16 protein-coding genes are annotated in these 21,369 nt (G+C 40.9%); 5 read left to right on the top strand and 11 right to left on the bottom strand.

Annotation, left to right across the window (positions count from 1 at the left end; all coding sequences use genetic code 11):
- Positions 1 to 21: 21 nt before the first annotated feature.
- Positions 22 to 1,269, top strand: a complete 1,248-nt coding sequence (locus OCU77_RS08285; RefSeq protein ID WP_048898250.1) for an MFS transporter — start codon at positions 22 to 24, stop codon at positions 1,267 to 1,269.
- A 12-nt stretch (positions 1,270 to 1,281) separates the two neighbouring features.
- Positions 1,282 to 2,172: an MBL fold metallo-hydrolase gene (locus OCU77_RS08280; protein WP_048898249.1), complete on the top strand. Its 891-nt coding sequence runs from the start codon at positions 1,282 to 1,284 to the stop codon at positions 2,170 to 2,172.
- Between the two features lie 106 nt (positions 2,173 to 2,278).
- On the opposite strand, the gene OCU77_RS08275 is transcribed toward OCU77_RS08280, so the two are convergent.
- Both OCU77_RS08275 and OCU77_RS08270 read right to left on the bottom strand, forming a co-directional pair.
- A complete protein-coding gene (locus OCU77_RS08275; RefSeq protein WP_239685915.1) occupies positions 2,279 to 3,676 on the bottom strand; it encodes an McrC family protein in 1,398 nt (465 codons plus the stop codon).
- Positions 3,677 to 3,679: 3 nt separating this feature from the next.
- Positions 3,680 to 5,749 (bottom strand): McrB family protein, encoded by a 2,070-nt coding sequence (locus tag OCU77_RS08270; protein WP_053111786.1) that lies wholly within the window; start codon positions 5,747 to 5,749, stop codon positions 3,680 to 3,682.
- 264 nt (positions 5,750 to 6,013) lie between these two features.
- On the opposite strand from OCU77_RS08270, the gene OCU77_RS08265 reads away from it, so the two are divergent.
- On the top strand, positions 6,014 to 7,540 hold the full coding sequence (locus tag OCU77_RS08265; RefSeq protein ID WP_107302849.1) for a YfcC family protein: 1,527 nt from the start codon (positions 6,014 to 6,016) through the stop codon (positions 7,538 to 7,540).
- Between the two features lie 84 nt (positions 7,541 to 7,624).
- Here OCU77_RS08265 and OCU77_RS08260 read toward each other — a convergent pair whose 3' ends face one another.
- Positions 7,625 to 8,353 carry a Crp/Fnr family transcriptional regulator gene (locus OCU77_RS08260; protein ID WP_048898248.1) on the bottom strand — a complete coding sequence of 243 codons (729 nt, stop codon included), beginning with the start codon at positions 8,351 to 8,353 and terminating at the stop codon, positions 7,625 to 7,627.
- A gap of 846 nt (positions 8,354 to 9,199) precedes the next feature.
- Entirely contained in the window at positions 9,200 to 10,108 is a 909-nt protein-coding gene (locus OCU77_RS08255; RefSeq protein ID WP_107302848.1) for a DMT family transporter, read from the bottom strand.
- Positions 10,109 to 10,897: 789 nt separating this feature from the next.
- Here OCU77_RS08255 and OCU77_RS08250 point away from each other — a divergent pair.
- Positions 10,898 to 13,765 (top strand): C25 family cysteine peptidase, encoded by a 2,868-nt coding sequence (locus OCU77_RS08250; protein WP_107302847.1) that lies wholly within the window; start codon positions 10,898 to 10,900, stop codon positions 13,763 to 13,765.
- A 68-nt stretch (positions 13,766 to 13,833) separates the two neighbouring features.
- Here the strand turns inward: OCU77_RS08250 and OCU77_RS08245 are convergent, their stop codons facing one another.
- The 6 genes from OCU77_RS08245 to OCU77_RS08220 form a co-directional block, all read right to left on the bottom strand.
- Positions 13,834 to 15,666, bottom strand: a complete 1,833-nt coding sequence (locus tag OCU77_RS08245) for a leukocidin family pore-forming toxin (RefSeq protein ID WP_048898246.1) — start codon at positions 15,664 to 15,666, stop codon at positions 13,834 to 13,836.
- A gap of 641 nt (positions 15,667 to 16,307) precedes the next feature.
- Entirely contained in the window at positions 16,308 to 16,625 is a 318-nt protein-coding gene (locus OCU77_RS08240) for a YbjQ family protein (protein WP_048898245.1), read from the bottom strand.
- Positions 16,626 to 16,738: 113 nt separating this feature from the next.
- A complete protein-coding gene (locus tag OCU77_RS08235; RefSeq protein ID WP_048898244.1) occupies positions 16,739 to 17,668 on the bottom strand; it encodes a hypothetical protein in 930 nt (309 codons plus the stop codon).
- 142 nt (positions 17,669 to 17,810) lie between these two features.
- Positions 17,811 to 18,287, bottom strand: a complete 477-nt coding sequence (locus OCU77_RS08230; RefSeq protein WP_048898243.1) for a DM13 domain-containing protein — start codon at positions 18,285 to 18,287, stop codon at positions 17,811 to 17,813.
- A 186-nt stretch (positions 18,288 to 18,473) separates the two neighbouring features.
- Positions 18,474 to 19,025 carry a hypothetical protein gene (locus tag OCU77_RS08225; protein WP_048898242.1) on the bottom strand — a complete coding sequence of 184 codons (552 nt, stop codon included), beginning with the start codon at positions 19,023 to 19,025 and terminating at the stop codon, positions 18,474 to 18,476.
- Between the two features lie 241 nt (positions 19,026 to 19,266).
- The gene (locus OCU77_RS08220) at positions 19,267 to 19,740 is read right to left on the bottom strand and encodes an RDD family protein (RefSeq protein WP_390624766.1); all 474 of its coding nucleotides are present in this window, start codon (positions 19,738 to 19,740) and stop codon (positions 19,267 to 19,269) included.
- A 159-nt stretch (positions 19,741 to 19,899) separates the two neighbouring features.
- Here OCU77_RS08220 and OCU77_RS08215 point away from each other — a divergent pair, with 159 nt between their 5' ends.
- Complete coding sequence (locus tag OCU77_RS08215) at positions 19,900 to 20,400, top strand: outer membrane beta-barrel protein (RefSeq protein ID WP_048898241.1); 501 nt, start codon at positions 19,900 to 19,902, stop codon at positions 20,398 to 20,400.
- A gap of 218 nt (positions 20,401 to 20,618) precedes the next feature.
- On the opposite strand, the gene OCU77_RS08210 is transcribed toward OCU77_RS08215, so the two are convergent.
- Positions 20,619 to 21,242 carry a hypothetical protein gene (locus OCU77_RS08210; protein ID WP_244915178.1) on the bottom strand — a complete coding sequence of 208 codons (624 nt, stop codon included), beginning with the start codon at positions 21,240 to 21,242 and terminating at the stop codon, positions 20,619 to 20,621.
- Positions 21,243 to 21,369 lie beyond the last annotated feature (127 nt).

The raw sequence follows: 21,369 nt of genomic DNA, 5'->3' as shown, positions 1-21,369 counted from the left end.
TTCTCTTGATAAGAAGCAACCATGAAAATACTACTTAACAGACTGAAAGTGAGTGATATAAGCCTCATTCTTTGCTGTTTTTCACTACACTTTTTAATTGCTGTCGATATGCTGATCATTGTTCCGTTTAGTGCATCAATCGCATTAGACACAGGAACATCCAGTGCTCAAGCGGGCTACCTGACTTCAGCCTATGCGCTCGCAGCAGCGGCAATATGCTTAAGAGTCAAGGGGGCAAAAAGTGCACATAAGGAGTTAATACGACTGATTGCCTTATTAGTCGGAATAACACTCACAACGCTGCTCACACCAGTCTTAAATGACTTCGGCTTAATACTGTTAGCTCGTGCTATTACTGGGGTATTTGGCGGTGCGTTGGCTGTTATAAACTTGAACTTTATGCTCTTAGCGACGAGTAAGCAGAGTAAGAGGAAAAACACCGCCGTCCTGCTTAGTGCATTCCCTTTGGCACTGGCGCTCGGCGTACCTCTGCTTTTATCCGCAACATCAGCAACAAACTGGCAGCTAGGTTTTCAGCTGCTTGGTGGTGGGTTTATCTGCCTTTTAATCTTATTTTCGCTTTACCACCATTACCAGGATTCAGCAGGAGCAGAATCCACAGCCTCACTAGCGCCTGCACTTTCAACGTCCGAGCCACCAGCGACTCACAAGGCTTTGCGCTTTGCTCTACTTATTATCACTAGCGCTGTGGTGAGCACTTTCATTGTTTCGACGCAATACCCTGTGATGTTAATTACCACACTCAATATTCCAGACTCACTGCTTAGCTGGTGCTATACCGTTAGCGGAATTGGCTCTTTTCTAGCGATTCAGGCTTATGCCAGAGTCTCTTTGCAAAACCGTTCCATTAGCCATGTGATTACCTTACTGTCTATCGCCATGTTGGTTGCCATTCATCTTGGTTTTAGCACTTTAGAGGTTGTTTATGCTGCGATAACCTTCATCGTATTTGTTATTGCAAGCTCGGCCAGAACCTTGATCATTACCACTGAACTCATCAGCTCTCTGACTGTGAATGACCGAGTAAAAATGATTGGTCTTCAAGGCGCAGTTCAACACTTTTCTGTTGGGCTTGGTAGTACCATAAGTAGTACTCTGATAACCTTAGGTTCAGATTTATCCCCTGATTTTACTCAAGTTATCACTGTTGCTACCGCTTTAATCATGCTAACGCCCATTCTGTGGTGGAGGAATAGCGGCAAAGAGACACACTCTAGCGATAAACCTCAATCAGCTAACTCTAAATAGTAGAAGGACGTTATGATAGTTACAGCATTAGTCGACAATTCCCGCTTAGAAGATAGACCTGACTTAGGCGTTGAGCGTGGGTTAGCAATCCACCTTAAGACTATGGGTAAACAGATCTTATTTGATGCGGGCAGCGGTCAGACTTTTTGCGATAATGCCGCCAAACTGAACATTCGCATTCAAGATATCGATGCTGTGGCTATCTCTCATCGCCATCACGATCACTGCAACGGTGTCAGCCACTTCATAGATCGTAATACAACTGCACCAGTTTATTTTAGATCGTGTAAAAGCCAAGATTATCGTTTTAAAACCTTCGGCTTTAGCAGTAATGTTGGCATCGACAAAGGCTTGCTCGACACAATGTTATTCGATAAAGGCCTATCCGACAAAGACTTACCCGGAAAAAAGAATACCCAGCTTGAGTTGATTCAAGACGACACAGAAATACTGCCGAATATATTTTTGCTCACGAATATCAATCAACAGTACCCTCAGCCAAAGGGGAATCAATACCTGTACACCGAATCAGAGCACGGCTGCCAGCTCGATAATTTTGATCATGAACTCATGATGGTGGTTAAAGAGGATGATGGATTGGTTGTCTTTACTGGGTGTGCACACAATGGGGTGCTAAACATGGTTGATACAGCGGTCACATGCTTTCCTAATACCCGTATTAAAGCCGTTATAGGTGGTTTTCATTTAGTGGGTTTGCCTGTATTCAATAGTATTGGTGGTTCAAAAGAAGATATTCGAAACATTGGACGCCAGCTACTCGCCTACCCTATAGACAAACTCTACACTGGGCATTGCACCGGCATGAAAGCATTCGGGCTACTTAAAGAAGTGCTTGGCGATAAACTAGAGCACTTACCAACAGGGCGACGTGTTGAGGTGTAGAATAGTACCTGTTCTAGGCAAACAGCTTTGGTAAAACTACCCCAAGATAATCAGAATAAAGAAGACAAAGCGAGACGCCATCCCCCTCGCTTTGTATGTTCAGAGTTTATAATTGAGCACTGGCAACTAACAGATTAAATATCTCACCTTCATCACTGTGCCGTAGTGCATCCGCCCAATGGCATTGGCTTTTCTTCGACACGATGTCGAACGGCACAACCCAGAGTCGATGACCATCATCCAAATCAAAACGATCTGGCAATGCTTGTTGAAAATGAGGCTGCATGGGATAGATCAACACGACATCTTTACCTTGTTGAAGTTCTCTGTCTTGTTGAAGATCACCGCCTTGGCTTAAGTATTTTTTCGCATAAGCAAACATCTGGTAAATATCAGACTGAGAAATATTAGCGTTATAGACATCACTATCGAGCAGCTTCCATTTCGTATCAAGTACGACTCTATTGCGTCCACCCTGTTTAATCATCAAATCTGGGCGGAGACTGAACTTACCTTTCCCTTGATAAACCGCTAAATGCTTACCTGTCGCCTGTGTTTCTAACTGTAAGCCCGACCCGTTATTGGCAAGCTGATCCTTTAGTGTTTTCGCCACGTAGTCTTCAAACACTTTCTCCATCGGGAATAACAAAGATGCCGCATGAGTTGCCCCTTTCATACTTTGCGGCGAGTAACCATTCAATATCAGCTGACACCACTGTATAGGCACCTGGTAGTGGCCCATACTCCTATCCAGCTTTAACTTATTAAAGTCCGTTTGGTGATCCTGACTTTTGGGGATGTCATGAAAAACAAGCACAAGTTCTTGCAGTAGCTTCTGATTAGAGGCGCTTCGCGTGAGCGTTTTCACTTTATTTAATGCCGCATGCAATAGCCGATTTGCAGGGCGATCCAGTAAAAACTCATCGTACTCACAATACAGCTTATGCTTATCCACTAAATTATGACGCAGTTGCTTGCCTATATTCAGCTTACCTTTCAGGAAGGTTAAATTGTCTTCTCGGCGCGCATAATCACTGCGTAGTCCCCGCTTAACAAGGTAATTCACCGATTGCAGAAATTGCGTAATGAACACTTCAAGCAAAGGCATCTTTTCCGCTGCAATATTCGCACTCGCAGTTTGTACATGCTCAAAGCCCTTCAATGCTCTAAGCATAGTGATTAAAGATTGGCGCGCCTGCTGAATACCCTGTTCGCCAGCATCCAAATACCGTCCAATTTTAGGCAGTACTTCAATTTGCGTCTTGTCTGGCGTGAATATGACACCGGCATAGTTTTGCACTTGCAAGACTTCCATCCCATCAATACTGCGCAGCTTAAATAACTTACGATCACTTTTATCGCCTAAACAAATCTGCTTCAAGTAATCGTAACTTTTCGCCGTCACTTTATGAACATTAGGATGGCTGGTATCGGATCCCGCTTTTATCGCCTTAGCGACAAAATCAAATTCAAATACCGTAAGCGCTTTCTGTGGCTTCACCATGGCTTACTCACTCTTAGAGTATATCGCTACATAGGCTTCAGGCTGACTCCAAACCGCATCGTCAAAGTCCTTCAACTTGTAAGTGACTTTACTGTCTTCATACGTTTCTAAACCGTGATTATGGCCAAACAGTGCATCGAAAGAATCGCTATGAGCTTGGATGAAGGTGTAATCGCGCCCAGCACTCTGTTCTTTTTGATTGTCGCCAAGTACAAGCCGGATCTTATTCCAATCTTCGTAGAAGTATTCTTCCAGTAATGGAATAATTTTGTTCTTGAATGCATCTTTCAGCTTAATAAAGGCGTTGTCTTCATCCGCCTCGTTGAACACAGGAAAAAGAAAGGCATGACCCAGCATATGCTCACGATCATATAAAACTTCGATACGTTTATTGAGTGTTTCTAATAAGCGCGTGAGATCGATGCCCTTCACTGTTCTGTTATTGAACAGTTCAGGTTTTGGCATCATCTCTTTGAAATCGAAACGGCGACGCAGTGCGGTATCCATCATAGCAAGCGAGCGATCAGCCGTATTCATCGTACCTATGATGTAAAGATTATTAGGAACGGAAAACGTTTTACCTGAATACGGTAAGGTTAACGCGATCTCTTCGTTATTGCCTGCACGTTTCGATTCTTCAATTAGCGTAATGAGTTCACCAAAGATTTTAGATATATTACCGCGGTTGATCTCATCAATAACCAATACATGATTATGCTGTTCAACATGGCTTTGTGCAGGTAAAGGGGTACTGTCACCGCGATCGACACTAGGAGATAACTCCGACACCGAAGCCGCATTAGCAATGGATTTAAAAATACCGTCACTCACTTTATAGCTAATCTGATTATCTTCTGTGGTTTCAGCTTTCAAGCCTTCGACAAACTCTTCGTAGCCATAGCTCTGATGAAAGGTTACAAAGCGAATACGTCCAGCTTCCGACAAGGCTTTATATTTTTTTGTTAAGGCTTGGCGCTGTTCTGTGTCCGCTCCCACTGCGGGATTAATATTAAGTTGGCCATAAAACGCAGGGTCAGCCGCTTTGACTGCAGCTTCTGTTGTATGAAAGGTTTTACCTGTGCCTGGCGGCCCGAATAGAATTTGGTTAAGAGGTGAATGCGTCATAGCTATACCGTTTTGATTGAATGCTTTCATTTCGTCTCCCGCGTGTTGGCTCGGCGAAACAGGTGTAATCGTTTGATACCACTGACTAACCAATGTCGTCGCTTTGGTGAAAGTGCGACTATCGATGATGATTTTTAACCAATTACCTTCTTGCGTAAAAGGCAGCTTAAGTACACTCAAAACGCTTTTAATATCTTGGTAAAAGCTTATTTGCTTACTATTCGCTTGCGATAAATTAAATTCAAAGCTCAAACCAGCAACCCCAAACTTTATACCACCTATAGTGGCATTGCCTGCTTGATAAAGAAGTTGGTTATCCTGATTAGAATATGCCTGCGCATTATAGTATCGAAGGATTTGCGAAACCTGTCGTGCAATACCAAATAAAAAAGCTTGATCTGCTGGTTGAGAGGTTTGATCGCAACGTTGCCAAAATTGAGGGCTTGTATCACTAAAAGAAATACCAAGTTCAAGCAAACATGCTTGCCAGTATTGTGAAATGCCTTGATTAGGGATAATTGCTAAGCCTGACGCTTTTTTAGGCTCTAAAAAGTTAACCCGGCAGCGCTCACTATTATTAAGTGTAACAATCGGGTGATTTCCATCGCTGAGTACCGCTTGAAATGGAAAGGTAAGTTTTAAATCTTTTGCTTGTGAAAATGAAAGATATTCACCTCTATCTTGAAGATTTAAGCTGAAAATAAACGTTCCAGTACGAGGTGTTTCCTTCACCCTGTCAAAATAAAACTTCAGCTTGTAAATATCACCATCCGTAGAGAAAGCAATGTCATCCAATTTACTTACACAAGCCAACAAAGGCTCTGTTGATTGATAGAAGTTATCGCCTATCTTATTATTTTTTTCATAACGATATTCAAAGTCCTTATTGATACCATCGTTACGAAAACCAAATTGTTCAAGCTTGTTGACAAAACTTTCAAAATCCACTCGCAACCTACTTTATTTATCTTCCCAACCCCACATACAGAACATCATACCATTTGATAATTGGAAAACAAATCTCGTTTTAACACTATGAATTTACAAGATATTAACTTTGGTTATTCACGCACTTCTAAGATCAGTTTTATTCAAAAAAGACAGTCTTAACTTCGTGATCAAATCGACGTTATTACATTTGGTAACACATTACCGTATATGCATGGATTGACTAACTTTCCTGTCTAATAATACGGCTTAGAGGACATTCTTATGCTGCTTACCAAAGAAAAAGGCAAAACATTTCAGTTCCCAACCGCCTTCACCATTTTATTTATTATTACTCTATTTGCGATCGGTTTAACTTGGCTTGTTCCTGCGGGCTCTTATTCCAAACTCTCATACGACACCAGTCAAAACGCACTTCATGTCTCTAGCCCCATGGGCGAAGTGACCACAGTGCCAGCAACGCAAGCTGAGCTAGAAAAACTCAATATCAATATTGGCATCGACCAATTTATTAACGGTACCATTCGCAAACCGATTGCGATTCCTGATACCTATGAGCAACTGGTGCAATCCCCTAAAGGTTTTAGCGATATTGCCATTGCGATGGTGGAAGGTACGGTTGAAGGTGCTGACATTATTGTCTTCATCTTGATCTTAGGCGGCATGATTGGCGTAATAAACAAAACGGGGGCTTTTAATGCAGGATTAGTTAGGCTGTCGGAGAAAACAAAGGGGCGAGAATTCCTGTTTGTGGCCATTGTTTGTATCGTGATGGCGCTGGGTGGCACCTCGTGCGGACTCGAAGAAGAAGCCGTCGCTTTCTACCCTATCCTTGTACCCATTTTCTTAACGCTAGGTTTTGACTCTATCGTCTGTGTCGGTGCGATTTTCTTGGCTGCTTCCATTGGTACGGCTTTCTCGACCATTAACCCATTCAGTGTGGTCATTGCTTCTAATGCCGCTGGCATCTCCTTTACCGAAGGAATTGGCGTGCGTACCTTTGGCTTGGTTGTCGGTATTATCACAGTGATCGGCTACTTATACTGGTACTGCAAGAAGATCAAAGCGGATCCTTCATTCTCTTACACCTATGAAGACCGTCAAGCTTTTAGCGAACGTTTCTTGAAAGGCAAAGATCTGAATGAGAAAGTACCATTCACACTACGTCGTAAAGTTATTTTAGGCTTATTTGCCATTGCATTTCCGATGATGATTTGGGGCGTATCGACGCAAGGTTGGTGGTTTGGTCAAATGGCAGCCTCGTTCTTAACGATTGCCATTATTATTATCTTCATTTCTGGCCTGAAAGAAAAAGAAGCGGTCGAAGCATTTACGCAAGGTGCCTCTGAATTGGTGGCGGTGTCGCTGATAATTGGCATGGCCCGCGGGGTTAATATCATCCTTGAACAAGGCATGGTGTCTGACACTATCTTGGCATGGGCGTCTGAGTTAGTCACAGGCATGCATGGCAGCGTGTTTGCAGTATCGCAGATGTTTATTTTCTTCCTACTGGGTCTGGTTGTACCGTCTTCGTCAGGCTTAGCTGTCTTGGCTATGCCAATTATGGCTCCACTGGCTGATACGGTAATGATCCCACGTGACATTGTGGTATCAGCTTACAACTGGGGACAATACGCAATGCTATTTCTTGCCCCTACAGGCTTGGTGTTAGTGACTTTACAGATGCTTGATATTCCCTTTAACAAGTGGATTAAGTTCGTATTACCCATAGTGATTTTCTTACTTGGTTTTGGTTCACTGTTATTGGTTGCGCAGGTGATGATGCTATAGCACCAGCTCAAAATAAATGAGATTCATGATTAAAAAGGCTCTGTAATGGAGCCTTTCGTACATAAAAGTGCTTTCAGTATTAAACTAAATTAAAGCACCTAAGCTAAGCCGTGTCTTTTGCCGAGGGTCTCTCATCATCAAATTCATCGATGCGATAATTTGGCAAAGCCCTCTGCAATTAACAATAAAGATTTTATTGCGTTGAAGGCTTATAAAGCCTTTGGCTTCAATTTGTTTGAGGGTTTCGTTTAGGCGTGGTCGTGATATTCCTGTAATTGTACTCAGTTGATACTGCGTAACATTAAGACAATCAACTGCACCAGTGACAGACGAATACCTCGCACGCAGCTCCAACAATGTATAAACCAGTTTTTGTTCTCGAGTATGGATAGACGATAGCAACGCCTGCATCCATATCGATTGAGTTTGTTGTCCCGCAAAGAATAAAAATTTGTAAACCAACGGATCTTCTTGCGCGAGTTGCAATATTTTATCTCTTGGAAACAAAAGCATGCTTAGCGTTTCTATTTCTTCTGTAATACCGAAGTACTTCTGCTCTCTTTCAATAGAGTAAGCACCAAGCCAATCACCTTGCCCTACCACTCCCCCAACAACACTTTTCATATCAAGTGTTGAGAAACACATCCCAACGCTACCTTGAAGTATATAAAACAAGCCTGGGATATAAGCATACCTATCTGTAAACTGGAGACTCGTGGCACCTTGTTTATAAATCGCTGTTTCTAGTAATTTTTCTTTAAATAACGCTGGTAAATCACAAGGCCATTTGATGCTATCTCCATGCACAATCAACGATTACCTCCTTTTATTGTTTCACCATTACTACTTCATCATTCTCACCACTAATAGGAACACACTGTCAATAGCATATTAATGTCACCATACCGCTTATAGCTAATGGAATTCAGTGCTCTTACAGTTTGGATATCAAATGGTTATAGAATCAAAAGAATTTATTATTTGTGGCCATCAACACACAAGAAGTGTTCTTTATGAGACAGACACATTATAACCCTTAATATATATTCAGATGATAAAACATTCATCAAGTTTACACATTATAATAAATTACTCTCTAGGAGAGGTTTAGATTAATTTAAGTAAAACAATTTCGAATTTACACTGGATTAAAATGAATGCCATTTCATATTTTAAAGACAAGTAAGGAGGATGTGTTAGAGATAACAAAATTAAAAACAAGTTGCATATTTAATAGCAGTTCAAACATCAATGGAAGATGAATTAACTTATGGTAATACAAGCAAATACTTACATATTTGTGTTTTCACTTTCCCCCAAAAAAAGATAATACACAATAAGTTTTGTAGGTATATATGGAATTTTTAGAGTGCAATATTATGATTAGCTGTGAAGACGGCACATCATTTTATACTGTGGCTAACACCTTATCGTTTCTCGATGAGTACGTGGGTCGTAATATAATATCTGCATATATTAAAGTGCAGAATAATGAAGAATCATTAATGCTATGGTTTGGATCAAAAGAGACATTATTAGAAGCATTACTTAACTTCTAACTTATCAAAGTCTGATTCTTCATTCTATATACAAAGAGGCCTGTTCGGCCTCTTTATCAGCACTTCACGCTTCCATAGAAATGCGTGCAGCAAAACAGTCTTAGCTAGCTTGCTTTGGCTTGTATGCACTTCCCTTTATGCTGCCAAAAACATTGATTAAAGCACCAATAATAATTAATGCCCCACCAGCCAATGTCCACCCCGATGGTATCTCATTAAACAAGAAGACACCCAGCATGATCGAAAAGACCACCTGCACATAAGAGTATGCCGTTGCTTTACCAGCCGCCACAGTTTGCATGGATTTAGTCAGCCCGATTTGTCCTATCTGAGTAAAAATACCCACAAATAACAACAAGAATAACGCTTCTGTATTCGGCATCACAAAATCATCTCCTAACAAAAAGAGAGAAAATGGCAAAGCAATCAGCGGGAAATAGAAAATGATCACTGAACTATCTTCTGTTTTACTCAATCGCTTTACAATTACATAGGCTACTGCGCTACCCAGCGCGCCCAACAATGCAACAACCACGCTAAACATAGGTAATGCAGCAGCACTTTCAACAGACAAGCTAGGGCTAACAATTAACCCTAATCCTACAATACAACATGCAATACAAATAGCTGTCGAGGCTTGCACTCTTTCACGCAGAAACACCAGTGCTAAAATGGCCGTAAATACAGGATGCATATATTGAAGAATTGTCGCTTCAGCTAAAGGCAATGTCGCCACAGCGTAATATACGCAAACCAGCGCAAGTGAACCCGCTACACCACGTGCAACCAATAGTTGCTTGTTGTTCCCCCAGATTGATATGCCCTTTCGCTTCACATCCACGTAACTGATGAGCAGAGAGACAATCGCCCTCGCTGCCACAATTTCAAAAACAGGTATGCCATACGTGCTAACCAACTTTACGCAGCTAGACATAAGTGCAAAAGCCAATGCAGATACCAGCATATATCTGACACCAACGGGAATAAAATTCATAAACTGAGCAGGCATAAATCCGTAACTATTTGATGAGTATAGAAGGTATGATCTTATGGAACTGAGCGAAGAAAAGAAAGAGAAAAACAACAATAGCTCTGATCTCTTCATCTATACGTTAAAGATAAGAACCAAAGCATTACCCTATCCAACAGGTGAAAATGAAACATGAAAGAATGATCACGCAGTCAAGGTGAAATCCGTAAACAGTTATAATACTGAGGTACTTTGATACTTGACGCCAAATCGCTATTTGAAGGGGGAATTTATTTCAACCTACATTCGTATTGAAAATTTCACTTTGTACATTAGAAACAATAAAGCGACCTAATCCCTATTACCTTAACAATCAAAACAACGTTCATACTTTAAGAAAAAAACCATTTAATATAATTTTATAAATATCCCCGCACCCAATAAGAGTCAGCTTTAGGACAAACGGGAATTAAAAAACGAATATTTTATTAGAGCAACATCACATTTGTATTACAAAACCGAAGTCTACATGCACTTTTTTGCGATGCACTTTTTTATTTATGATATACATTCCTTATCAACTCAGCATTAACACACAAAAAACACTTTTAAAAACAATACAAGAAAAAGACAAAACCCGATAAAAGCACAGTAAAACAAAAGGTTAAAACAACACCCTGTGAGTAACGGGGGGGATTTAGCCACAACTAAAAAAAACCAATAATAAGAGAATACTCAATACCAAAATAACAGGCTTAGTTATTAGCACTGTTAACTTATAAATATTATTTCTAATTCCAAACAACACAACACATACCGGAGACAATAATGAAACTCAATAAAACGAGGTTACTTTTAACTCTTGCACTCTTCTCACAATCCACATTTGCTGTCGAACATGTTGACGCCTCTATTTTTAATGAGCGTGTTATCAATTTTGATTTAGCCACTGATGTTGCATCTGCTGCTGACGAAGAAAAGTCGAGCCCTTATTTCTCATTATTAAATCTAGATGCCAGTAAAGCTATATTTGAAGCAAAATTAACCTCTCTCACTATGGCCAAAGTAAAAATGGCCGATGGTAATATTTATGACCGTATTATATTGCCTGATGGCGGTGGCCCAGTTGAACCAGGAAAGCCAAATTTAACGGGCTACCAACAGTTAATCCGTATTCCTGATGGTGCTCAACTGAATATCGTTATTGATGAGGTGGAATGGTCTGATACGTTCAAAGACACCTTAGTCGATCCTGTCCAACTTCCCTTCCCTGATGTGGTTGAAATGGATGGCTCTCGCCCAGACCAAAACATGCCATTTGTGAAAGATGAAGCGGCTTATAGTTTAATGACAGAGGCCCAAATCCCTCCTGTCACTGTTGTTGAAACCGTCCGTGTTCGCGGTAAAAGTTACGCGGTTATTTCATACCGTCCGATGGATTTTAGTCCAATTGAAAAGACCGTTCGTTTCGCTAAAAAAGTACGTTTTCACGTTAATTACAGCTTGCCTAAAAACAAAGGGGGGCATTCAAAACGCACGGATCAATTAGGCTTTGATGCACCAACAGATTCTGTTATTGATATTCGTTCAAAAGCTGAGCAATCAGCGTCTCCCGCTTTACAAGCTCAACCTAGTGCTCAAAACAATGCAGCACTGACACCCGCACAAAATGCAGATTACTTGATCATCACAGCAGATCGATTCAAAGATGCCATTGCACCATTAGCGGCTTGGAAGCGCCAAAAAGGCTATAAGGTCCACGTTGCTACTGTGACTGAAACCGGTAACACACAAGAAGACATCAAGAAGTATATTTCAGATGCTTACAGTAATGGGACAATGACCTCTTACGTGCTCCTAGTTGGCGATCATGAAGACATTCCTGCATGGGAGATCACAGGTCACGGCTATCACGGCAAGAATCACAAATGGCACACCGATTTCGAATACACCTTAGTCGACGGCACGGATAAATACCCAGACTTAGTGCTAGGTCGCCTGCCGGGTGATACCGAAGCACAAATCACCAGCATGGTTACTCGTACGCTTAATTACGAAAAAACACCGGTTGATTCCGAACGTTACAACAATGTTTTACTTGCTGGTCAATACCAAGATAACGATGGTAATAGAAAAGCTGACCGCATGTTTATGGAAGATCTCCATCGTGTCGCTGACTTCTTAGGCCCTGACTATGACTTCTTTGATGGCCCAGGTGATTTATTCAATAAAGGGTTTCTAATCCACACAGCACTACAGTGGGATGCCGATTTATCCAAAGAACTAAAATATGGTGGTTGGGATTACGGCAGCGCACGAGTCACACCACCAAGCCCAGTGCCACAAGCTTGGAAAAACCAAGGCAATGGCAACCATGTACAAATCTCAGACGCCATTAACCAAGGTGTTAGCTTAGTTATGCACCGAGATCATGGTTACGGTGACGGTTCTGGTTGGGCTGATCCCCGCTATACGGCAACCGAAGTCAACGCACTCGCGAACGGTAACATGTCACCAGTTGTTTTCAGTTTAAACTGTGCAACGGGTTGGTTTGACGGAAAAGATTCATTTGCAGAATCTTGGATGCGTAATCCAAATGGTGGTGCAGTCGGCTTTACGGGTGCTGTACGAGTGAGTTACTCCGGTTATAACGATCTGATGCATGCCGCAATCATGGATAGCTTCTGGGATGATTACGACGGTAACTGGTCAAGTAATATCTACCCTGTTTCTTGGCGTCCAGCAATGGCAGTAAACCGTGCTAAACACCGTCTATTTAGCCATTATGGCACCCAAGGCACAGCACTTTCCACTGCCCGCTTCTTTAGTTGGTTTGGCGATCCTGAATTAGAGTTGCGTACTCAACGCCCGCAAGCGTTAACGGTGACCTACCCAGAAAACATCGCGAGTGGCACTCAATCTGCCTTTGATGTGGTTGTTCAAAGCAATAATGGTGCTCGATTGAAAGATGCGCGTGTTGCGCTTGTTGCCAAGTCAGGTCAGTCGCATGTAGTTACAACAGATGATAACGGTGTCGCACACTTTGATATCACCCCGACTGAGTCAATGACGATCACAGTGACAGAGCATAATGCACCAGCATATGAAGGTGAGATATCTGTTGGAGGTAATACCAGCATTACAGCGAAAGTGCCTGCGAGCCAAGCGTCACCAGCCCGCCAATGGGTAGTATTGGATGGTACTCAATCTGTTTTCGCTGAAGGCACCAAAGTACATTTTCAATGGACACAGATCGAAGGGCCCAACGTCCGAATTGATTACGCAGATAAAAACTATGCCTACGCAATTACACCAGATTACAGCACTACGTTGAAGTTTAAGCTCACCATTACGGATGAGAATGGCAATACCGATTCGGCCATTCAAACTATCGTCGTAAAGTCTGAAAATCCGGATAATAATAAAGCACCTATTGCGATTATTCCTGAAAAGCAAATCGCTTCTTTCTCGCAATGGGCTGCGCTTGATGGAACCCAATCAACTGATCCAGATGGTTCGATCAGTCAATACCAATGGAGCCAAGTTTCAGGACCAAAAGTAAAAATAGCCTACCCAACCAGCCGTTATGCTTATGCGCTAACACCTAATGTGAACGCTAAGTTGACGTTCCAACTAACAGTGACAGATGATAAAGGTAAGTCATCCTCTTCAACACAGACGATGATTGTTCAATAAAAACAGGGGGAGCCTAATTTAGGCTCCCCCTTTTTACAGTGATAATAATTAACCTTGATTAATCAACATTAGTTTCTGTGTACCGATGACTGTTTAAACACATTTACATAAGCAGAATACCAATCCGTACTGGTCGTGTCGTTTGCCCCAGCAACCATGATTAAATCACCTGTCGTCTTATTGTGACCTAAGTATTCTTGGGTAAAGACATTCAGCAGTTGGTTAGTGCCTTCCTTCCATTTCCAACGTTGTGAAAGATTCGCACCACATGTTTGAAGTTGATTTAAGTTTTCACCATCTAAACATAACTTGGTATTTTGGGCGCTGACAAACTGCCCTACCTTGTTGTAAATAAAAGCTTGTTGGAAGTTATCTTCATTACATGTTTTAGCGCTTAAGTTATTTTGATAATCACCAGCAATACACTTGTTATTAAAGCTAGCCAGCTGCAAGTTAACAGGTCGACCACCAGTAAACACAGGATGATCCCAATCCACGACAAAGCTTACTTTCTTATTTATGTGTCTAACTTGATTATCACTGTCTTTTGAGTAATAAGTACGAACACCAAAGAAACCTGTCACACTTGAACGGTATCTAAAACCAGTAATATCGACCGCTGAATCAACCGATAGTGTTGTTGTACCCGTTGCTGTTGGAGCTGCTTTATAGATCACCTCCATTTTAGGCGTAAAGCTTTTATAACCAATGGGATTAATAAGGCTTAAATTAGCAGGGATACCTAAACGAGCCGAAATGCCATGTGTTTTTACATTTCGAATAGATTCAGCTGTAGGGTATTGTTGTCGAGCCCATTTAAACGCAACATGCTTTGGCCCTTTTGAACTTCGTTCAACGCGATAATCACGAGTGTCAAACGACAGCCATTTAGACTCACTCCAGCTTGCATTCGCATCTAACTTAGCTTTAGGGCCATCTTTATTGACTTCAACTCCACCACTAATACCGAAATTAAATGTCGATACTTCTTTGTGGCTGTAATTGGCATTAAGGTTTGACGCCGGTACTGTACGCAAGATATTCGCTTTATCATTCGACGCATCAAAATTAAAGTCATAATTTCGAGCTATCGCTGTTGTAACAAACTCGGCCTCATTTCCACCTTCAGGCCACGGAATACCGTGTGAAACCAAATAGCGAGGTTCAAGCTTATCGTTTAACTGGATACCTGTACCTTGCGTCGAGTCATCAATACCTATGCGTACGATTTTTGCGTCTGGCGTTGCAGAACCTTGCGTACCGAAACGCAATGAACGCTGGAGGTTTACTTTATAAATAAGCGATATATTAGCGTTACGACAACTACGGTAACTTTTTTCTGGTCCATCAAATGTATTCCATGTCAGATTACACTCATCATCTGTTATTTGGCGGTGAGCATTTAGGTAAAAAGCCACATTTGGAATGGTATTATCAGAATTCGAGAGTAATGGTGCACTACGCTTTGAACGTGAAGCGCGTTTTGGCTGAGCTTCTAACAAAGTGATATTGGGATCATCTGCGCCATCAAGCAACGAGAACATCAACTCGCCTTTATACGGAGTGATGAGGATCATATCACCAGATAAGAAAACCCCAACACTTTGACGTAGCTTATCTTTAGCTTTATTTTTCGCCTCTTCACTTGCGATATTACTAAAGTCGATAAAGTAACGTTTTCCAAAATCTAAAACCTGTGTTTTGATCTCTGATAAAGATGGCGGAACTGCACCTTCCTCGACTAAATACCCTGCATTAATATAGTTAACATCACTAACATCTTGTAGGTTACTTAACATATTAATGGCCGAACCTGTAGGCTCAGTCATTTCTGTTGCACTAACTGTTGTGGTTGCCACTAGCCCTAGTATCGCAAGCGTTATAATATTTCTTCTTATCATGATTATTTCCTAGCATATTGTCTCTTGAAATGCTCAAACATTTCTATTTTTAGAATATCGGTTTATTCACCTCATCATAAGTAATTATCGAAGGGAATAAACAATGCCTCTTGTTCAGATTTGAACCCTAAATACATCAAGCTGTAGATAAAGACAAAACAGCCTGTACCTTAAAATTTAAGATATGAACAAGAATCTTAGCCAATAAATGAAAGCGGGGATGTTATTCGCCATTAACAACAGAGAAACCTTTGGCGAACATCAAATACCCACCTGCAATATGACAAGGCATATAATGCGCTGATAGAATCGCTTAGCAATAATTTGCATGCATAAATGAAATATTGCTCCCAATTTAAACATCACTTTTGGAATATAAGCAAACAAATGGAAGAAATAATATAACGTGCCTTATATTATCAAATGAGGGCGCATTTATAAAAACACACTCATTGGAAATATAATAAATAAATTAAATTAACCTACATATAAAATATAACAATAATCAAATAAAGAATAAAAGAAGATGCAGGTGATTATATTCGGTATAAATGTCACCTGCACCCTCTAGGCTTAAAACTCGAAACCTAACGTTTTTGATGTTCACAAATCTTATAGTGCAAACAAACGTTTCTTCATCTTTATCTTTTTAACCTCACCGCTGTACCATACGCCATAATTTCTGAGGCGCCTTGGGTTATCGCACTGGTCGTAAACCTTACGCCAACCACGGCATCTGCATTAAGGTTTTGAGCTTCGATTAGCAAACGTTCAATTGCAATACCGCGAGCTTCCGCTAGCATCTCGGTGTATCCCTTCAGCTCACCACCGACAATACCTTTCAAGTTTGCCATAATATCGCGGCCAACATGCTTAGATTGCACAACATTGCCCGTTACAACACCAAGCGTTGCTTCAATCTCTTCGCCCATAATGCTTTCTGTTGTTACAAATTTCATTTTTCATCCTAATAAAATGATGGAACGGCTAACCGCCAAACGTATAAGCTATCTATAACGCTAAAACACTCTTGATGTCGAATAATTTGCCGTTATAACAAAATAAAATACCTTTATTCATCGGCAAAAAATCGTGAGGCATTCTCGTATTGGTTAATCACCCACGCTGGCGTTGGGAAATCATAAAGGACTGGTTTAACAGGATTACGGCTGCCATCAAAAATGCCCGTCACCTCTTCTTTAAGCGCTTGTAGAATATCTTTCGCCGATCGATTTGTTAATTCAAGTAATAACATCAAATAAGGCTGGAAAGTAAACTGCTCTTCGAGTTCATCAAGGTCACTGTTCATTTTATTCACCTCAAGGCTCGCTAATCCTAGGTGATGTTCATCTTCTGAATGTGTCAATGCATTGCGAATAAACTCTGCAGCACATAATTGAATAAAGTAATTACAATAAGCTGGCTCTAAAAAACGCGCTACAAATGCTGATGGTGGTTTGGGCAGCACAGGATCGGTAGAATACGACATTAAACGCCCTACCATTATCGCGGCATACAAAATTGCAATTTCTTCGCTTTCTGGATAAAGACGAACAAACTGGCGTTTAGGCTTATCAAAGCCAAGATCATAATCACGGTCTGATGTACTAAACGCATCGCAATAAAGATCAATGTATTCTGCACCTAAATCAACTAATGCATATACGGGATCTTTAACTATCTGGGCCTCACCCGGTGCCACTAAGGCTGAACATGAGCCCAAAAAGAAATTATACGCGGTTAGCTTTTTAATATAAGCAACCAGCAATGGTCTCAAAGCATCATTCTCTGCCAATGCTTTATAAAAAAACGTTTTACAAACCTTGCCTTTCCCCAGTGAAGTACCTTTTTCATCTTTACCAACAAAACGATAATCTCGATAGCACTTACTTGACTCTTCAATACCATCTAAATCGAGATCATTAATTAATGCCTCTATACCATACTGTAGAGATTCTAGATTACCCAGAGAGTATTCAATGGTTAAAGAATGGGCTTTCACGTTGTCATACCTTTTTTATAAAGAAACAAACCAATCACTTAATAGTGCTTGGTTTATATTTAATGAATGTAATATGTATACCCACCCCATCAATTATCCAGCCCTTCTCCTGACTGGTTAATCAATAGGATGATTATTTTGATTATTTATATTGAGCGGCAGTAATAAACTCACCAAAGGTTTCGCACCAAATGATTACTGTGTTATAGCGAGAAATCTCAACGTCTTCTGGTACTTGTACCACAAAGTTTTCAAAGGTTTTCACTTCATCAACTTGAATCATGCTCGCTTTAATGCGATTAAAATCAGCTTCTGTTTCAACGAACTCGGGCGAGAGATAGAGCTTATAGTCAGGGCCTGGTGCCAGTTTCCCCATGAGAGTAATAAATTCAGGCCCAACAGAAACCTGACCTTGCCCCCAGTGAAATGCATCGCTGCCTTTTAGATCCTTTTTAAACTCTGCCGAGTATTGAGCTTGTGAGGACACTGTAGAAACTTCGTGTGCTGTTGGTGGCGGCGGAGCAATAAGAATGGGCAATGCATATATCCCAACTGCAAAGCCAATGGCACCCACAGATAAGTGGCTCACAAGGAGCATTAACAAGGTTTTTCTTTTCATTCAGCCTCCATAAAACGCAAACCTGTGCTCGATCCATTTTAAGCACACTCTTAACGCTAACAATGCATTATTATACTTGCACAGTATGTAGTACAAGAGATAGACATTCAATGTCAGCGTAGTTCTTATTATTTGAATTTGAAAGTAAAGTTTACGTTTTGACTCGTATCCCCTACTAGAATCCGATTACATCATTAACGCTTGCTGAGCTTCTGAGAAACTCGCGCGTTTTGCAAAGACTCGGTATTCTGGCTGACGATCATAACTGACGCGAACAACAGATTTAGGTGTTCTGAGTAGCACATGTATCCGACGCTTATGCCTCATATAACGAATAGCGTCTAACTCTAATGCTTTGACAACATCATCTAATAAAACATCAGGGGCTAACTTGTTAGCCACTTTCACCATGATCCCATCTTGTACTGTCGATTCTATTTCACCCCATGGACATACAGTTGGATTGTCACCGCAGTCAGCCACCAGCTCTTTTTCATGCACATAGATGGAGCGTCGCTCTTTTGGTAAATAAAGCTGGTAGACGATTTCATTCATGTCATCATCAAAAGCCACATCACGTACAATCCCCCACACAGTGAACAGCTGTTGTAGCCAAGCAGGCTGAGCTTGGTGGCAATCATAAAAATAGACATGGGTGTTATTCGCAAATTTTGCAGGATGGGTATCAACATTAAGTGGACGTATATTTCGCGGAGTAATAAGAGGGCATTTGATCATGTTTTTCTTCTTTTAGCACGTTAATCACAGTAATGTACTAGGCTCTTTGCTTGCTAATACTGTTACGCACAAACGCCTATTGATACACCTGTGTATTCTAGAGCCTGATTTTACACCTAATTTCTGCTCCTAGCTTGATTATGTCTGATATTTAAAGGTTAAATTCAGGTTTTCCTTACGCTTAACTTGCTGATTTGACGTAGCATAATAATACAGAGGATCGCAAACCAGCTTTACACGATTAACCATTCAAGCTGTCTTTATCAGCTTCTTTACTTCGAGGTCGGATAACCACTGAACCGGCTAATTTATCATGCCAACCTTGTTTCTTTTTATCCCAACCGACCCAAAATAATCCAAGCCCTAATGGTATAGTCGAAACAATATAACCAAAGTAGCGAAGCAAAGACTGTTTTACTGTTAAAGGCTTACCTGTTTTAGCGTCAACAATCGTCGCCTTTATTACCATTTTTCCTGGTGTTGCTGATTTATATGTCCAAAAGGCGATTGTTGCACATAAAGGAAAGATGTAATTAAGTACAGCATCTACCCCTCCAAGTAGTACATCTTCCGAATATAAATAGCCATCACCATAAACAACGTACATTAATGGAATTATTATCAGCACCATAATTAAGCAATCAATTAAGGACGCACCAACACGAGCCCAAAAACCTACGTAATCAGTATCAGACATTATTGCTTCATCATTCACTTTTACTTTCCTTTCTTGTAACTACGTATGTGTATCAAGGTAGCTCAACTAGCTTTAATGTGCTTCCACCATAAACACAATCTTATTTACCCAATATAGCACTTCAAATGAACGATGTTTTAAATATTATAAGATTGTCAGCCATAGAGGAGAATTACAATGAAAATAAATAAGCTACTTGTCGTGACTATGGGTATCGTGCTACCTACTCTATCTCAAGCACAAGATGTAAATACATACTTTGGTGCTAATTACGAACACGGTAATGTCAAAGTAGGAAGCCAGCACGCCAACATGAATGGATTCAAATTCCAAGCTGCCAGTGAGCTAGCATGGGGAAATATTAAAGGGGCAGCTTCATCATTAAAAGGAGATGGTGCAGATTACGACAATTACACGCTGGCGATCGAAAAGCCATTTAATATTCAACAAAGTAGCTTCTTTGTCTCTCCTGAAGGTGGAGTAACCTATGCCCGCTATAAAGATGATCAGATGAAAAAGTCAGATCTAGGGCTGATGCTAGGCGCGTCATTAGGTTACAACATTAATGACCATTTCCAGATTGTTAGTAACTATAATCACTCATTTGGAATGAAAGCCAATCAAGATAATCTTCAAGAAGATAGTTTAAGTGCTGGTATAAATTACCGATTCAACTAATGCTACGAGTGATAAAGACCCACAACTTTTTTAGGCCTTTATCACTCGTCAAATACACTTTATCTGAGGCGCTATATATCCCCTTGCTTGTATCACCGCATAACGGCCTTGCAATAGGTCTACTTTTGCATATTACGTAAATCTTAAGGGTCGAACCTTCGAGTGTGTTAGAGCATCAATACAGACACTAACCAAGAAAGCTAACCAACACGTTGTTTTTACTTTCTTTTGATTAGTGTCAGTAAGAATTGTTTCAGATTTACAGGAATAATAACGAAGAGTGCCACACCGCTATTAAAGTGCGGGTTCAGCTTACAATAATACTGAATTTCTGGTTTATCACTGGTCAGTAACATGTCCAATTCCGCTTGGTTATAATTACTCACCCTATCGACCGAAACCAAACACCGTATCGCATTCTCTGCGCTAGGATCACCGTCTGGGTTAAAATGGTCAAATAACGCGGCCGGTGCCTGATGTGAAAAATGTGGCCAAATTATCCCGGTATTCTTAGCAATTGCACGGTACATAGCTGGGCTAAGCATAGTGTCTGCATAGTAATGTTGTCGCCAAGGCTTAGTCAGCCAACTTTTAAAGCTTTCTTGAAGAGAAAAGATGAAAGTATTACTACCCTTTCTATAATCAGGCAAAAACGCAGCAGATGCCTTAATAACAACCTTATTTGAAATATGGGTAAAAGTCAGTAAACAGTAACCGACAACCCGTTCTTGATCGAGATAGAGCCTCAATTTCCTCTGATAGGGTTCAGCACTATCAAAGTATTTAAACAAATAAGCGTCAGAGTCTACATTAGAGAAGCTGGCAGTGATGATCTCTGCCAACGCTTGCCGCTGCTCTGGCTGTAACCAACGTTTCGACTGAGTAAGATCGATACTTTTAAGCCGCTTGATAATTCACCCTCTCTAGTCTTCTGCCACAGTATCAAGAGTAACAAGCTCTGCGCTGAAT

Origin of the sequence: Photobacterium swingsii (assembly GCF_024346715.1) — a bacterium.
GTDB classification, from domain to species: Bacteria; Pseudomonadota; Gammaproteobacteria; order Enterobacterales; family Vibrionaceae; genus Photobacterium; species Photobacterium swingsii.
Note: the sequence above shows the minus strand (reverse complement) of the source record. Positions and strands in the feature narration are given on the sequence as shown.

Coding starts and splice junctions, on each gene's coding strand:
- OCU77_RS08280 (WP_048898249.1), top strand. CDS start 1,282: ATGATAGTTACAGCATTAGTCGACAATTCCCGCTTAGAAGATAGACCT.
- OCU77_RS08250 (WP_107302847.1), top strand. CDS start 10,898: ATGAAACTCAATAAAACGAGGTTACTTTTAACTCTTGCACTCTTCTCA.
- OCU77_RS08265 (WP_107302849.1), top strand. CDS start 6,014: ATGCTGCTTACCAAAGAAAAAGGCAAAACATTTCAGTTCCCAACCGCC.
- OCU77_RS08225 (WP_048898242.1), bottom strand. CDS start 19,025: ATGATCAAATGCCCTCTTATTACTCCGCGAAATATACGTCCACTTAAT.
- OCU77_RS08245 (WP_048898246.1), bottom strand. CDS start 15,666: ATGATAAGAAGAAATATTATAACGCTTGCGATACTAGGGCTAGTGGCA.
- OCU77_RS08275 (WP_239685915.1), bottom strand. CDS start 3,676: ATGGTGAAGCCACAGAAAGCGCTTACGGTATTTGAATTTGATTTTGTC.
- OCU77_RS08285 (WP_048898250.1), top strand. CDS start 22: ATGAAAATACTACTTAACAGACTGAAAGTGAGTGATATAAGCCTCATT.
- OCU77_RS08215 (WP_048898241.1), top strand. CDS start 19,900: ATGAAAATAAATAAGCTACTTGTCGTGACTATGGGTATCGTGCTACCT.
- OCU77_RS08240 (WP_048898245.1), bottom strand. CDS start 16,625: ATGAAATTTGTAACAACAGAAAGCATTATGGGCGAAGAGATTGAAGCA.
- OCU77_RS08230 (WP_048898243.1), bottom strand. CDS start 18,287: ATGAAAAGAAAAACCTTGTTAATGCTCCTTGTGAGCCACTTATCTGTG.
- OCU77_RS08255 (WP_107302848.1), bottom strand. CDS start 10,108: ATGCCTGCTCAGTTTATGAATTTTATTCCCGTTGGTGTCAGATATATG.